The sequence below is a fragment of the Gemella cuniculi DSM 15828 genome (assembly GCF_000425665.1).
In the GTDB taxonomy this organism is placed as follows: domain Bacteria; phylum Bacillota; class Bacilli; order Staphylococcales; family Gemellaceae; genus Gemella; species Gemella cuniculi.
In genome coordinates this window covers 77,833-94,119 of record NZ_AUDW01000006.1, presented here as the reverse complement: position 1 = coordinate 94,119, position 16,287 = coordinate 77,833, and the positions used below count along the sequence as shown (strand labels likewise).

The 16,287-nt window shown below is 27.0% G+C and carries 13 protein-coding genes; 12 read left to right on the top strand and 1 reads right to left on the bottom strand.

Features of this window, described 5'->3' with window-relative positions:
* Nucleotides 1-7: 7 nt before the first annotated feature.
* From H612_RS0100425 to brnQ, 8 genes are all read left to right on the top strand, one after another.
* The gene (locus H612_RS0100425; protein ID WP_027129677.1) at nt 8-649 is read left to right on the top strand and encodes an amino acid ABC transporter permease; all 642 of its coding nucleotides are present in this window, start codon (nt 8-10) and stop codon (nt 647-649) included.
* Between the two features lie 9 nt (nt 650-658).
* A complete protein-coding gene (locus H612_RS0100420; RefSeq protein WP_027129676.1) occupies nt 659-1,378 on the top strand; it encodes an amino acid ABC transporter ATP-binding protein in 720 nt (239 codons plus the stop codon).
* Between the two features lie 255 nt (nt 1,379-1,633).
* Entirely contained in the window at nt 1,634-2,935 is a 1,302-nt protein-coding gene (locus H612_RS0100415; RefSeq protein ID WP_027129675.1) for an NCS2 family permease, read from the top strand.
* A gap of 307 nt (nt 2,936-3,242) precedes the next feature.
* Nucleotides 3,243-5,798, top strand: a complete 2,556-nt coding sequence (gene lanKC, locus H612_RS0100410; RefSeq protein ID WP_027129674.1) for a class III lanthionine synthetase LanKC — start codon at nt 3,243-3,245, stop codon at nt 5,796-5,798.
* 201 nt (nt 5,799-5,999) lie between these two features.
* The gene (locus tag H612_RS10335) at nt 6,000-6,131 is read left to right on the top strand and encodes a hypothetical protein (protein WP_281170277.1); all 132 of its coding nucleotides are present in this window, start codon (nt 6,000-6,002) and stop codon (nt 6,129-6,131) included.
* Nucleotides 6,132-6,183: 52 nt separating this feature from the next.
* Entirely contained in the window at nt 6,184-7,830 is a 1,647-nt protein-coding gene (locus H612_RS0100400) for an ABC transporter ATP-binding protein (protein WP_027129673.1), read from the top strand.
* Nucleotides 7,824-8,432: a CPBP family intramembrane glutamic endopeptidase gene (locus tag H612_RS0100395; RefSeq protein ID WP_027129672.1), complete on the top strand. Its 609-nt coding sequence runs from the start codon at nt 7,824-7,826 to the stop codon at nt 8,430-8,432. Before H612_RS0100400 ends, H612_RS0100395 begins: the two co-directional genes overlap by 7 nt.
* Before the next feature lie 530 nt (nt 8,433-8,962).
* A complete protein-coding gene (brnQ, locus tag H612_RS0100390; protein WP_027129671.1) occupies nt 8,963-10,294 on the top strand; it encodes a branched-chain amino acid transport system II carrier protein in 1,332 nt (443 codons plus the stop codon).
* A gap of 42 nt (nt 10,295-10,336) precedes the next feature.
* On the opposite strand, the gene H612_RS0100385 is transcribed toward brnQ, so the two are convergent.
* Complete coding sequence (locus tag H612_RS0100385) at nt 10,337-11,500, bottom strand: class I SAM-dependent methyltransferase (protein ID WP_027129670.1); 1,164 nt, start codon at nt 11,498-11,500, stop codon at nt 10,337-10,339.
* Nucleotides 11,501-11,675: 175 nt separating this feature from the next.
* On the opposite strand from H612_RS0100385, the gene H612_RS0100380 reads away from it, so the two are divergent.
* From H612_RS0100380 to H612_RS0100365, 4 genes are all read left to right on the top strand, one after another.
* Nucleotides 11,676-13,172 carry a UDP-N-acetylmuramoyl-L-alanyl-D-glutamate--2,6-diaminopimelate ligase gene (locus tag H612_RS0100380; protein ID WP_027129669.1) on the top strand — a complete coding sequence of 499 codons (1,497 nt, stop codon included), beginning with the start codon at nt 11,676-11,678 and terminating at the stop codon, nt 13,170-13,172.
* A 66-nt stretch (nt 13,173-13,238) separates the two neighbouring features.
* Nucleotides 13,239-14,792 carry a peptide chain release factor 3 gene (locus H612_RS0100375; RefSeq protein WP_425402089.1) on the top strand — a complete coding sequence of 518 codons (1,554 nt, stop codon included), beginning with the start codon at nt 13,239-13,241 and terminating at the stop codon, nt 14,790-14,792.
* Between the two features lie 108 nt (nt 14,793-14,900).
* On the top strand, nt 14,901-15,365 hold the full coding sequence (locus tag H612_RS0100370) for a GtrA family protein (RefSeq protein ID WP_245570425.1): 465 nt from the start codon (nt 14,901-14,903) through the stop codon (nt 15,363-15,365).
* A 3-nt stretch (nt 15,366-15,368) separates the two neighbouring features.
* Nucleotides 15,369-16,202, top strand: a complete 834-nt coding sequence (locus tag H612_RS0100365) for a Cof-type HAD-IIB family hydrolase (RefSeq protein WP_027129666.1) — start codon at nt 15,369-15,371, stop codon at nt 16,200-16,202.
* Nucleotides 16,203-16,287: the final 85 nt, after the last annotated feature.

The following is a 16,287-nucleotide window of genomic DNA, read 5'->3' as shown; positions in this document are numbered from 1 at the left end:
TAAATAAATGTTTGATTTTCTTCCGAAATATTATACAACTTATATAGATGCGACCATAACTACACTAAAAATCTCGCTTATAGCATTATTAGTAGGTTTATTATTAGGAATAATAATTTGCTTAGCAAAAATTAGTACATTAAAAATATTTAAAGGATTAGCAACTATTTATGTAGAAGTGATTAGAAATACACCAATTCTTGTACAAATTATGATAATATATTTTGCACTACCTGAAATAGGTATATCGTTTACACCATTCATGTCAGCAATAATAGCATTGTCAATAAATTCAGGAGCGTATGTTAGTGAAATTTTTCGTTCGGGAATACTTGCTATTGACAAAGGACAAATGGAAGCAGGGAGATCTTTAGGTCTTAGTTATTTCCAAACAATGAAGTTAATAATTTTACCACAAGCATTAAAAAATAGTTTACCAGCTTTAGGAAATGAATTCATTTCTTTAGTGAAAGAATCTTCAATAGTATATTTTGTAGGTGTTGCAGATATTATGTTTGCTGCCAATACTGTAAAAAATGCTACATATGAAACTTTTGGACCTTATTTAGTAGCAGCAGCAATATACTTTATAATCACATCAATTTTATCTTTATTAGTTAAAAAATTAGAAAAAAAATTAGAGAAGTAGGTGAATAGTTTGTTATTAGAAATAAAAAATTTACATAAAAAATTTGGTAAAGAAGAAGTATTAAAAGGGGTAAATATAAAAGTAAAAAAAGGTGAAAAAATTGTTATACTAGGTTCTAGTGGTAGTGGAAAAAGTACAGCATTGAGATGTATAAATTTATTAGAAAAACCTACTCAAGGTCAAATATTATTTAATGGAGAAGACATTTCTAAAAAAAATATTAATGATTATAGAAAAAAGGTAGGAATGGTATTTCAAAATTTTAACTTGTTTCCCAATATGAGTGTTATTGATAATATTACTTTAGCACCTAAAACATTTGGAATAGATACTAAAGAAAATATAGAAAAAAAAGCAATAGATTTATTAGAGCGTGTTGGTCTTAAAGATAAGAAAGATACTTTTCCAAGTAGTTTATCAGGTGGGCAAAAACAGCGTGTTGCTATTGCACGTGCGTTAGCTAATACACCTGAGCTTTTACTTTTTGATGAACCTACTAGTGCATTAGATCCAGAAATGGTAAAAGAGGTACTTGATGTTATAAGGGAATTGTCTGATGAAGGGCTTACTATGGTAATTGTTACTCATGAGATGAATTTTGCAAAAGAAGTTGCAGATAAAATTATATTTATGGATGGTGGAATAGTGTTGGAGGAAGGGATGCCTGAAGAAATATTTGACAACCCGAAAGAAGAAAGAACAAAGGAATTTTTCTCAAAAATATTATAAACTACTTTTTAATATTTTTCTATTTTAAAATATAATTCAACAATACAAAAGTTCGTGAAATAGATTTACAAACAATAAATTTGTGAGTCTATTTTTTTATTTTTTGGCATAATTTTATTTTTTTTATGTATAATTAAGTGAATTTTTTTAAAAAACTGAACTTTTATTTTGAAAATGCTTGACACAAATAAAAAAAAGGTATATCATAATGTAGTTGAACAAACAATAAAATAAAAATGAGGAGAATTTTCTAATATGTTAGAACGTCTTTTTAAATTATCAGAGCATAAAACTAATCTTAGAACTGAAGTTTCTTCAGGTCTTATAACATTTTTTTCTATGAGTTATATTTTGGTAGTTAATCCAGCAGTGTTATCTGTAGCAGGAATACCACTTGATAGAGTATTTACAGCAACAATTATTGCTATTTTAATAGGTACACTTATAATGGCTTTTGGTGCTAATTATCCAATTGTTGTAGCACCAGGTATGGGGATAAATTCTTATTTTGCAACCCTTGCTGCTACATCTGGTTATAACTATAAAACATTACTTGCAACATGTTTTATAGCATCCGTAATCTTTGTTATTTTATCAGCTACTAAATTTAGAGAGAGTCTTATTGATTCGATTCCTAATAATTTAAAATATGGTATATCAGCAGCAATTGGTTTATTTATTGCATTTTTAGGTTTGAAAAATTCAGCTATAATTGTTGCAAATGAGCATACTATTTTGTCATTAGGTGATTTGAAAAATCCAGTTACTTATATGACAATTTTAGGGATATTTATTATACTAGTATTGCTTGCTCTAGAAATTAAAGGAGCAATTTTCATAGGAATGGCTATTACTGGAGTCATTTGTTATTTTACAGGTTTATTAAAAGTTGAAAAAGTTTTTGGAATTCCACATATGGATTTAAGTTTTCTTTATAATCCAGTAACAGAAAGCATCAATGCTATACAGCTTGGAATGTATGGAATAGTATTTACTTTTTTGATGGTTACTTTGTTTGATACAACCGGAACAATGGTTGCAGTGACTTCGCAAGCTGGATTATCAAAAAATGGAAAAATTGAAAAAGCAAAGCAAGCTTTAATGGCGGATTCGTTTGCATCTTTAGCTGCATCATTATTTGGAAGTACACCAACTACAGCTTACATTGAGTCATCATCTGGTGTAGCTAATGGTGGTCGTACAGGATTAACTGCATTATCGACAAGTTTCTTTGTTATTATATCTTTATTCCTATTTCCATTAGCTAGTAGTTTAGCTTCAGTTCCATCAATCACTTCACCAGCACTAATAATTATTGGTTCATTTATGATGGAAAGCATAGCAAAAATTGAATGGTCAGATATAACGGAAGCATTTCCAGCTTTTGTTACTATTATTGGGATACCATTGACAGGTTCTATTAATGATGGTATAGCATTTGGATTTATTTTTTATGTTGTATTAAAATTATCAAAAAGACAATGGAAGGATATTCATCCACTAATGTATGTATTTACAATATTATTTGTAATACAATTACTGTGGTTGCATATATAAAAATATCAGGCGACATTTTTGTTGCCTGATATTTTTATATTTTTCCAATATTATTTTATTAAATAACTTAATTTTATTATTTATTATTATTATATTAAATTAAATATTTTTTTATTTAAAAAAATATATATTTTATATATTTAAATTTCAAATTGTTTATTTTTTCTTAATTTTATTGATATAATCAAGATTTCAAATATATTGCAATGGAAATATAATAATATAATTTGTTGACGGAATATGTGGAACATGATAAGATTAATTATATAAATAAATATAAAAAATATTAAAAAGGGGAGGTGATAAAATGGATTTTAGATATTATGATTATTTAATGGGAAATAGTAAATATTATAGTCCACATGTTGCTAACAATGAAAAACAGTATAAAGTAAAATTACCAGCTGATTGGAGTAAAATTGTGAGTCAACATTGGATTAATGTTTCTCCTAATAAGATAGATGATTTTCCTGAACAAGGTTGGAAAATTCATATTAGTGTGGTGATAAGAGAAGCTCAGAAATGCCTTACTATAGTATCGGAATATTTATTTAATAAAAATATTGCTTTTAAGTATGTGAAAAATGAATTTCAGTTGACAATAAAAAACTCAAAAAATGCAGCGAGAGAATCTTCAGGGAAATTTATAACTATATATCCAAATGATATTAAAGAATTCAAAAAAATTATTGATAAATTAGAAAAGTTACTTGTTGATTTGGAAAAGGGAGCGTACATACTATCAGATAGAAGATGGAAAAATTCTAATATATATTACAGGTACGGTGGATTCAAGGAGAAGAGATTAGAGAATGGAGCGTTAGCTATTGTAAATGAACAAGGAAAGTTAGTGGAAGATTTAAGATTACCTTATTATAATGTTCCAGATTGGATAGAGATTCCTGATTTTATAAAAGATAATGAGATAGAAGAAGAACAAGAAACAGAATTAAGTAAATATAAAGTGAATTCTGCTTTGCATTTTAGTAATTCAGGTGGCATATATGAAGTAGAAGGCGAAGATTTAAAGAAATATATACTGAAAGAGGCAAGAAGTGGAGCAGGATTAGATGGGAATCTTAATGATTCGGTATATAGGTTAAAAAAAGAATATTCTACTATGAAAAAACTAGATAATATAGAATCGGTAGCGAATGTTTACAAATTATTCAAGGCTTGGGAACACTATTTTTTGGTAATGGAATATGTTGAGGGTGAAAGTTTAGCCTCTTGGATAGTAAGGAATTATCCATTATCAAAAAATTCAAGAACACCTGAATATATAGATAAATTATATACCATTGCAAATAGTTGTTGTAAAGCGTTAAAAACGATTCATGAACTAGGAGTTACTCATGGAGATATTCAACCAAAAAATATATTGATAAAAGAAGATTCAGGTGTGTATTCTGTAAAATTTATAGATTTTGAAACTTCAGGAGAAGTTGGAAAAAAAGGGAATAAGAGTTTAGGTACTCCAGGATATTTTGACAGTTTAGAAGATTTTAATGAACAAAGAGATTGGACAGGGCTACTTAGAATATTTAAAAATGCTCTAATACCCGTAATATCGTTAGAAACACTTGCTAATAATGTTTTTGATATTCAGTGTAAATGGATAAAAGAAAACTTTGGAATAAAGGCAGTTCATATATTAAATTTAATATTGGACTATTCAAAAAATGCTAAATATGATATCAGATATTCAAAAAATAAGAAGTTAAGTTTAAAAGAAAATATAGATTATGAAAATTTTTATAATAAAGTAAAAGATAGTTTATATAAGGAAGTAATATCTAATAGAGGAAGTATTCATGGAGATATAAAACAATTTTTATATCCATATGGTTCAGCATCATTTGGCTATGGTTCTTTAGGGGTGGTGTTGTTGCTTAATAGACTAAAAGAAGATGTACCCAAAGATATTTTGAATGAAATAAAAATAAATCTTAATGTAAATACATTAGATATTGGTCTATTTTCTGGTTTATCAGGTATTGCAGGTTCTTTTTACGAACTAGGAGAAAAAAAGGAAGCAAAAAATATATATGAATTTATGTTAAAAAATAAAAGTTTAATATTAAAGACAAGTAATATTTCTTTGGAAAGCGGCTTAAGTGGTTTAGGTTTGTCGTTGTTAGATATGTTTATTTCAGAAGATGATAAAAGGTACTTAGAATTTTCTTTAGAGATATATGAAAAAATTAGAAGTGTATTTAGAGAAAATCCAGAAAATATAATTACAACTTCAGGATTAACAAGTGATGGTATGTTATACGGTTGGAGTGGCGTTAGTTTATACGCTTTTGCATTGTATAATATTTTAAAAAAAGAAGAGTACCTGCTATTCGCAAAAGAAACATTAGAGTATGAAATAGAAAAATTGCAAAAGATAGAAGACATGTTGCTTTTAAGAATAAAAGATAATAGATTAATGCCTTATTTTTCTATAGGTTCAGTAGGATTAGTAATACCTTTGTTATTAATGGAAAAGTATTTAGAAGAATACAAAGTTGATAAATTGTTGAAAGATATTATAGGAACTTTATTAGCAAAACCTTGTGTTTGTGCTGGTTTATTCGAGGGGTATGTGGGATTGTTATACATAGCAAAAAAAATAGATAAATATTTTTTAAAAAAAGGTGAGAAACTCTTCTGTGAGAAAAAGGTTTTGAAAAATTTAAATCAATATTTACAATATGATAAAGAAGAAAGAATTTATTTTCCAGGGAACTATTCATTAAGATTATCTTTTGATATAGCTACTGGATTAGCAGGTTTATTATCGTCTATAGGTGAAAACAATTCATCAAAATTTTTATGGTTACCAACCATTAATCAAAAAGAATTGTTTAAGTTATAGCAAAAGTTCTAAATAGGCTAGGTGATGTTAAATTTTTAATAAGGAGGTTATAATTTAAATACAGGGAAAGATTTTATTGTTAAAAAAATAGAAATGTAAAAAAGACAGTTTCAAAATGGAAGGATAACTCCTTATTCTAATTTTATTTTTTTCAGTTCTATACATTAGTGTTTAAATTCTTGGTAAAAAGGTGGTGTTGGTATGATAAGTAGTATATTAATGTTGCAAAAACTAAAAATAGCAACAAAAGAAACAAATGGAGTAAATCAAGAACGTTCAATTCATAGTATATGTTTCTGTAGTTCATTAAGTTTTACTCATTGCGAAAGATAATTTAGGACTTTAAAATTATGGCATCATCTAGTCTTAAAGGATAGGAGTTTGTATGAATTATTTATTGAGAGTATATAATATTATACATTATTTTAAAGGTTATATATGGAAGGTATTATTGGTAAGTGTACTTGGGGTAATTGTTTCAATATTAATGTTATATCAACCACAATATATTGGCAACATATTGACAAACTATTCCAATATTTCTCAAAAAACAGTTGCTTATTTTTTAATATTAACAATTTCACTTTTAGTAACGAGTTCTGTTAAATTTTACATAGCAAAATCTATAGCAGAAGGTGTAGCATATAACATAAGAAAAAAAGTATTTGGAAAATTATTATATACATCTTTAGAAAGCGTATCAGAAGAAAAAAGTGGAAGTATTATATCTGTATTATCCAATGATATTAATTTGCTTAGAGATTCTATAGGTGCAGACTTTTTTGATGTAATAGGAGCTGTAATATTGCTGTTTGGGTCTATTTATTTTTTAATAACAATAAACTATAAGTTATTTATCTATACATTAATATTATTTATCTTGATAATATTACTTAGTTTTATTGGCTCTAGTATATTGAAGAAAGTAGTTTTAGAGCAACAAGAAAGTTTATCACATTTTATAGAATTCGTAGAGAATTTTTTGAAAAATATGGTACTGATAAAAGTATTTTGGCTAGTTGATAAATCACAAGAAAGTTTTGAAAAATCATCAAAAAAAATTTATACAACAGGTCTTAAAAATTCAAAAATAAAATCAATAATTATGTCTGTAAACAATTTGATTTTTCAATTTGGTATAATAATAATTGTATTATTGGCTGGTATTGATGTTAATAATAATGTTATGAGTTTGTCTGATTTAGCACAATTTGTACTATATTCTTCATTTTTAGTAACGCCCATTTCTATAATAGCCAATACACTTGTATCTATTAATATCATTTTAGCGGCAGAAGAAAGAATTTTTAAAGCATATGATTTGCTTGATTTTTCCGAAAAGACTGATACAAAAAAGGGGATCTTTTTAGAAGATAAAGAGTATAGTGTTAAAATAGAAAAGATAAATTTTTTTTACAGAGAAAAATGTATATTTCGTAATTTTAGTGCTAATTTTTGTAAAAATAAAGTGAATCTTATAGTAGGGGAATCTGGAGTAGGGAAAACGACGTTGGCTAGATTAATGGTAAAATTATATACGATAAATAGTGGAAAAATTTTTATAAAGGGAATAGATGTAGACAACTATTCAGTAGAGTACTTAAGAACAAAAATGATAAGCTATATTCCTCAAGAGGTAGTTGAGTGGGGAGATACTATTTATGAATCTATTACCTTAGGAAAAGATTACAAGATAGAATACATAAATTATTTATTAACTAGGTTGAACCTTAGAGAATGTATTGATTCTTTAGAGGAGGGCTTAAATAGCAAAATAGGAACAATTATGTCTAAATTGTCATCAGGAGAGATGCAGAGATTATCTATATTACGTGGGATTATGAGAGAATCGGAAATATTAATACTAGATGAACCAACTGCAAATTTAGATACAGAAAATGAAATAATAGTGAATAACTTTCTTAAAGAATTATCAAATGAGAAAACTGTAATATTAATATCTCATAAAGAATCTAGTAGAAGTATTGCAGACAACATAGTGGAAATTGGAAGAGGGTGTGTTAAATGTTAAAATTGGATTATAAAAAAAGGCTTAAAATATTAATTTTTTATATTTTGATATTAATAGGTACATATGTATTTTCTCAATTATTTTTAGAAAATTTCACAGATGTATCAACACTATTAGTAGGATATACATGTGAGGTGATTTTGACCTTAGGAGTAATTATATTTTTAAACAAAAATAAGGTTAGAGTATTTTCATTTAAAGGCTTAACTTTAAAGCGAATAGGTTATTCAATATTGGTATCTATCCTTTTATTTATTTTTATTTACATAATATCTCAATTTTATAGTAGATATGAAGATATAATTTTAGCATATAAAGCAATTCCTGTACCTGTAATAATATTAGGATTACTAAAAGTTATTATTTCTCCAGTAACAGAGGGTGTATTTTATAGATATATCATTATAAATATTTCGAAAAAATACAGAGGATTATATGTTATTATTTCTGCAATATTGTTTGGTATATTAAGTGGAGAATTAATAATAAACTTTGTGATAGCTACATGTTTTGCAATTATATACATATTATCTGATTCTTTGGAATTATCTATTCTTTCAAATATCATTGTCAATTTATTATGTTATACTTTAATTTTTTAGGGAAATAAGGAATAATGAATTTTGATTCTTTGGAGTAACATAGGATGAAAAAGAATTCCCTCGATTTTTCCTAAATCACCTATAGATGTACCTGATTTATATTATTGCTCAGAAGCTAGTATAGTGTTTTGTAGTAGCATGAGTATGTTTTGTTTCAGTTGAAGAGGAAGAATACTAATACCTCCTGCTATGCAGGTGGAAGGCAAAAAGAAATAATTATAAAATTATTTCTTCCTAATATAAAATAATGACCATTCCTTTTGTGGGGTGGTCATTATTTTATGCAGTTCAATAGAACATTAGTCATTTTTGTTTTCAAACTATATTATATGTATAAGATTTAAGATTTTTTATAGCTATAAGTTGAATTTTTGAATGAAAATATAAAATATTCCATACTTATTGAATTAGTATTAAGAACAATATTGCGTATAATATTTGAAGAAGTTAGATAATTTATAAAAATGTATTGATATTAATAAGAGAATATAGTATATTATATTAATATAATTAGAGAAAGGAAAAGTTGTATGAAAAAAGGTATATTAACAGGTATTTTGTTATTTGGTATATTTTTTGGTGCAGGTAATTTGATTTTTCCTCCTGCATTAGGAGTTAATTCAGGAGAAAATTTTTGGCCTGCAATTTTAGGATTTGTAGTTTCTGGGGTAGGTATTGCGATTATTACCTTGATAGTAGGAACATTAAATCCAAATGGATATGGAGCAGAGTTAGATGAAAAAGTTTCTCCTCTATATTCAACAGTATATTTAGTTTTACTTTATGCATCTATTGGACCGTTATTTGCAATTCCAAGAACTGCTGCAACAGCTTTTGATATTGGAGTGGAACCATTAGTAAAAAATAGTACATTACCATGGTTACTTATTTTTACTATAATTTATTTTGGTTGTGCATTTTTACTAGCAATTAATCCTACTAAAATTTTAGATAGGGTTGGGAAAATACTAACTCCAATTTTTGCAGTATTAATTATTGTGCTTATTATTTTTGGAGTAATGAAATTTAACGGAAGTAATCCAGTAGCTGATACATATTTAACACCATCACTTGCTTTTGGAACAGGTTTTATTGAAGGATACAATACTTTAGATGCACTAGCATCTGTTGCATTTTGTATTATTGCTATGAGTGCTCTGAAACAATTAGGTTTTAAGGATAAAAAAGAATTTTTATCTAGTGTTTGGATAGCAGGATTAGTAACGGCAATCGGATTTAGTATTCTTTATGTAGGGCTTGGACTTTTAGGGAATAAATTTTCAATTTCAACAGAAGTATTAGAAAATACAAAAGTTAATAAAGGTGCTTATGTTTTATCAGAAGCTGCACGTGGAATATTTGGCAACTTTGGAGGGATATTTTTAGGAATAATGGTTATACTTACTTGTTTTACAACGACAGTAGGTTTAATAGTTGCTACTTCGGAATTTTTCAACAAGAAATTTCCACAATTTTCTTATAAAATATATACTATCATTTTTACATTAGTAGGTTTTGCGATAGCTAATATAGGATTGCAAGATGTAATTAAATTTTCGATTCCTATGTTATTATTCCTATATCCAATAACGATAACTTTAGTAATTATAGTAATTGTTAATAAATATGTAGCGTTATCAAAAATTGGAATGCAACTTACTATGGGGGTAGTAACTTTAATTTCTATTTTATCAGTAGTGGGCAGCACACTAGAAATTTCTTTATTGACTAATATTATTTCAAAACTTCCGCTAGCAGCACAAAGTTTAGAATGGTTAGTACCTGTATTAATTTGTATAATAATTTCATTAGTATTACCAAACAGACAAAAAGGAAAAATTTACGATTTTGGTGAATTGTAATAAAAAGCTCAGTTGAAGTAGATTCAACTGAGTTTTAGTTTGTTAAAATTTACGTTTAATTTCATTAATTAAAAACATTTTTACATTAAGTGCGTTTAAGAAATTTTCAATATCTTCAATCTTTTTGTAATTAATATTCTTATTGATCTTATATGCACGAATAAGTTGGTTTTTTGGAGTATTTTCTTCTGAAATAAATTCCACTATATCCGACTTATAACCGTATGCTTCAAGGACTTCACTACGTATGGAATCAGTTAACAGTGCCGAAAGTTTTTCTTTTACAATACCGTGTTTTGTCATAATTGGAAGATAGTTTGAATTTAATTGACTATTGATTTCTTTTTGACAACATGGTACAGCAAAAAATACTTTAGCTTGCCAATCTAGTGCTTTTAGAATCGCAACATCAGTTGCCGTATTACATGCATGAAGACTGATTACCATGTCAATTTCATTTGCATTTTTATAATCGATAACATCACCATATACAAATTTGAGTTTTTCAAAATTTAATTTTTTTGCTATTTTATTACAATGTTCAATAACTTCTTTCTTCAAGTCAATTCCTATAATGTTTATATCTAAATTTAAAACGTTACTAAGATAGTAGTATGAAGAAAATGTTAAATAGCTTTTTCCACTTCCAAAATCTAATATTGTAATTTCCTTTTTTGTGTCAAGTATGGAGATGGCTTGTTTAATAAATTCTAAATATTTGTTAATCTGTCTGAATTTGTTAAATTTACTTTTTATAATCTTTCCACTATTGCTTTGAATACCTAATTCAACTAGAAAAGGATAGATTTTATTTTCATCAAGGAAATATTCTTTTTTAACATTGTGTTCAAAGGAAATTTCTCTTTTTTGTATTTTTTTTCTGTTGATACTAATTTTAAATTTTTTAGAAATTTTCACATTAATAATTTCATCGCTAGTTTGTAAATTAATATCTTTAGCGAGAGAAAATAGCTCTTCTAAAATAATTTTTATATTTTCAGTATCACTAGCTAATATGTTTTTATGTTTTATAATTCGTTTGAAATGATATTCAAATTGGATATGTATTTTATTTTTTATTTTGACAGGTTTTGCTATTACTTTGTCAAGTTCTAATTCTTTGTTTCTTATATTAGCAAAAGTCATTTTAGAAATATTATGAGAAGATATTTGATTCAATAACTCTAAAATTATTTTGTATTCCATAAAAATCTCCTTTTTAAATTTGTGTGATAGTTATTTATAATTTATTTTCTAATATATTACACTAGTTTTAGTTTCAGTGCAACTCATTAAACGATTTTTATTTTTATTTTGTTGTTTATTAATCATATGCGTGTTATAATTTAAGAGTTAGAAAATTTGAAAAAAGGTAGATAGTATGAATATATTAGATATTATAAATAATATAAAAATTAAAACTATTTATGGTACATTGCCAAAAAATATAAAAAATATTTCTCAAGATTCTAGGAAGATTGGAGAAGGAGATGTATTTGTTGCAATAAAAGGTTATACTGTAGATGGACATGATTACATAGAAAAAGCGATTAAACAAGGTGCGGCACTGATTATTGCGAGCCATTATGAAAATTATGATTTGTGTGATTGTGCTATGGTTGTTGTGAAGGAAAGTGAGATTGAAAAAATTGCAAGTACAATTGCTAAAAATATAAATAAAGGTGAAAAAATTCATACAGTAGCAGTAACTGGTACAAATGGGAAAACTAGTATTTCAACTTTGATCCATAATATGCTTCGCGAATTTGGAGAAAGTAGTGCATATTTGGGAACAAATGGCTTTGGAAAAAATGATGAGAAACCACTTTATTTAGGAAATACGACTCCGGATGTGGTTACATTACACAATAAAATGGGTGATGTACGAAAAAATAAAATAAAAAATTTTGCATTTGAGGCTTCATCACATGCAATGGTACTCGGTCGCATCTATAATGTAGATATTAATGTTGCAATTTTTACCAATCTAACTCATGAACACTTAGATTTTCATGGTGATATGCAAACTTATGCTTATGATAAAAGTTTACTGTTTTCAACATTAGGAAATAATTTGGACGAAGCTAAGTATGGTGTTTTAAATATGGATGATTTGTATTATCCTATTATGTCTAAATGCTTATACCATCAAGAAATAACTTATTCAATAAAAAATGAAAAAGCGGATTTTTATGCATATAACATAAAACAATATAAAGAAAATAAAAATTATAAAACATCTTTTTCTTTAAGTTCTCCTGAAGGAACTTTTGACTGTGTTATTAATTATATTGGAGATTTTATGGTAAGTAATATTCTTGCTGCTATTATTTCAGTTTGGTTAAAAGGATACAGTATGAAAGAAATAATATCCATATTACCGAAGCTAGGTGCTTTGTATGGTCGTATGGAAATTTTGGGTGATGATCTTCCAATAGATATAATTAGTGATTTTGCACATACACCAGATGGTTATAAAAAACTTCTTGAGGCAACAAGGAACATTAGGAAAAATAGACGTACCCTTTTGGTAACAGGAATGGGAGGAGGACGCGATATTTCTAAGGGACCTTTAATTGGAGAAATTATTTCAGAAGCTGATTATGTTGTAATTACGACCGACAGTCCACGTGATGAAGATGTAGAGCTTCTTATGGGGTCAATCGAAAAAGGAATGACACATAAAAATTATGAAAAAGTTTGGTTTAGAACGGATGCTGTAAAAAGAGTGATAGAACTTTCAAAACCAGGAGATGTTGTAATTTTAGCATCAAAAGGAAGAGAAGATTATGAGATACTTCAAGGTGGAAAAAAAGTTTGGCATTCAGATCCAATAGTTGCACTAGAAGAAGCGTATAAAAAATTTGGAAAAAATTAATGACAAATTTTTAATTACAATATTTTATAAATTTATAGATGAAAGGATAAGACAGTGTTAGAAAAGATAAGAGAACAGGTAGAAAAAAGAAGAACATTCGCAATTATTTCACACCCTGATGCAGGAAAGACTACTTTGACAGAAAAACTTCTACTTTTTGGTGGAGCTATAAGAGAAGCGGGGACAGTTAAGGGAAAAAAAACAGGTAAGTATGCAAAAAGTGATTGGATGGACATTGAAAAACAAAGAGGAATCTCTGTCACTTCCTCAGTGATGCAGTTTGATTACGATAATAAAATTATAAATATTCTTGATACTCCAGGACATGAAGATTTTTCTGAAGATACATATAGGACGCTTATGGCTGTTGATAGTGCAGTTATGGTTATTGATGGAGCAAAAGGTATAGAGGCACAAACTTTAAAACTTTTTAAAGTTTGTAAAATGAGAGGAATACCAATTTTTACTTTTATCAATAAATTGGATAGAGAAATAAAAGATCCATTAGAATTATTAGAAGAAATAGAAGAAAAACTAGAAATAGAAACATATCCTATGAATTTACCAGTAGGAATGGGGCAAAACTTTTTTGGGATAATGGATAGAAAAAATCATTATATAGAACCATTTAAGGAAGATAGTGACTTTGTAGAATTAGATGAAAATTACAATATAGTAGATAATAATCCATTATCTAGTGATTCTATGTATCAAAAATGTGTAGAAGATATGATATTAATTACAGAAGCAGGGGTGGAATATGATTACGCAAAACAATTAAACGGAGAGCAAACACCAGTCTTCTTTGGTTCGGCATTATCATCATTTGGAGTTGAAAGCTTTTTAAACTATTATGTTGACAATGCACCAACACCAAAAGGTCGCCGTGGTATTCATGAAGAAAGTATTGAACCAACAGATCGTGATTTTTCAGGATTTATCTTTAAAATTCAAGCTAATATGGACCCTAAGCATAGAGATAGAATAGCATTCTTACGTGTATGTTCGGGAGAATTTAACCGAGGTATGGATGTAAATTTAGCCAGAACAGGAAAAAAACTAAAGATTTCTCGTTCTACTAACTTTATGGCTGATGATAAAGAGACGGTTGATGTTGCTTATGCTGGAGATATAATTGGACTTTATGATAGTGGGAATTATCAAATTGGAGATACTCTTTATCAAAATAAAAAAGTAGAATTTGAAGCATTACCATCATTTACACCAGAAATTTTTGTGAAAGTTTCTGCGAAAAATGTTCTTAAGCAAAAACATTTTCATAAAGGTATTGAACAGTTAGTTCAAGAAGGAGCGATTCAATATTATAAAACATTACATACTAATCAAATTATTTTAGGTGCAGTAGGTCAACTTCAATTTGAAGTTTTTGAACATCGTATGAAAAATGAATATAATACAGAAGTTATAATGGAAAGAATTGGACAAAAAACTACACGTTGGATTGAAAACGAAGAGGCGATAAACGAAAACATGTCTAGTTCTAGAAGTATATTGGTAAAAGATTTGCAAGATAATTATGTGTTTTTATTTGAAAATGATTTTGCAATGAATTGGTTTAATGATAAATATCCAGAAATAAAATTATTTAGTAAGTTATAAAATAAAAAAAGGGAAGGAAGATAGAGTTTGAATTTGGCTAGCTCCTTCTCTTTTTATTACTTAAGCATATAATAAGTTGAAAAAAAGATTTTCTAGGTATATAATTAGATGTTAGCAAAATTTAATATTAAAGAGGATGATATGAAAAATTTAATAACTAAAATGCTAGAGCTATACAAGCAACCTAAATACAAAAGTGTAGTTAATTATATTTTCTTTGGAGTCTGTACGACATTAGTTAATGTAATTACATATTTTATTTTATATTATTATGGGATGGAAGTACGTCCAGCAAATTTAATATCAATAACGTTATCAATTTTATTTGCTTATTTTGTTAATGCAAAATATGTATTTAATTCGAAAGCTACAGGATTAAAAAAAGTTTTTTATGAACTTACAAAATTTTTTACAGCAAGATTATCTACATTGGTAATAGAAGTATTTGGAGTTGAATTATTTATTTATCTAGGAATGAATGCATATTTATCAAAATTTATTATTCAATTTGTAGTACTTGTTGCCAATTATGTTATTAGTAAATTTTTAGTTTTTACAAAGGAGAAAAAGTAATTTATGAAGTGGTTTATTACAGATATGGATGGGACTTTTCTGAACGATAAGAAAGAGGTTGCCTCTAATGCAAAAGATGTAATTACAAAATTACAGGATAAAGGTAGTAAATTTATTATAGCGACTGGAAGGCCTGATATAGCAGTAAAACATTACTATCATAATCTAGGAATGAATGACGTTGTAATTTCAAATAATGGAAGTTTAATAAGAAACTTAAAAACAGGGGAAATAATTTATCAAAAAAGTTTTTCTATTGAACAAGTAGAAATTATTTATGATATGTTTCAAGAACTAAATGATAATTCTATTGAATTTCACATTTATACTCTTAATTATATTTATTGTGATAGATTATCATTTAGTATGGCACGAATGAAGAAGTTAGAAGAAAATATGCCGAATGACTTAAAAACTCCAATGTACATACATGAGGATATTATAGGTGAAATAAAAAAAAATAATGAAAATTGCCAAAAAATTATGATGATTTCTAAAGATCATAGTAAAGTTGAAAGCTTTTACAAAAAGGTAACTCAAAAAATAGAAGCGGATGGTACTTTTTCGGCAACTGATTTTTTTGATATGATGCCTAAAGGATGCAATAAAGGAACTGCAATTGAAAAATTAGCAGCACATTATGGTTATTCGCTAGAAAATTGTGTGGTTTTTGGAGATAATTTTAATGATAAGGAAATGTTCGATGTGGCTGGTTGGAGTGTTTGTCCTAATAATGCAAGTCAAATGATTCAAAGTATGTGTGATGAAGTTATAGGGAATAATAATAATTTTTCCGTTATAGAATATGTTGAAAAATATTATAAAAAAATAAAATAAACTCTTGCTAACTTTACAAAAATTTGATAAATTAGAAGATAGCGTATTAATTATAAGAAAATAGTGTAATTGATTGATAATTTTA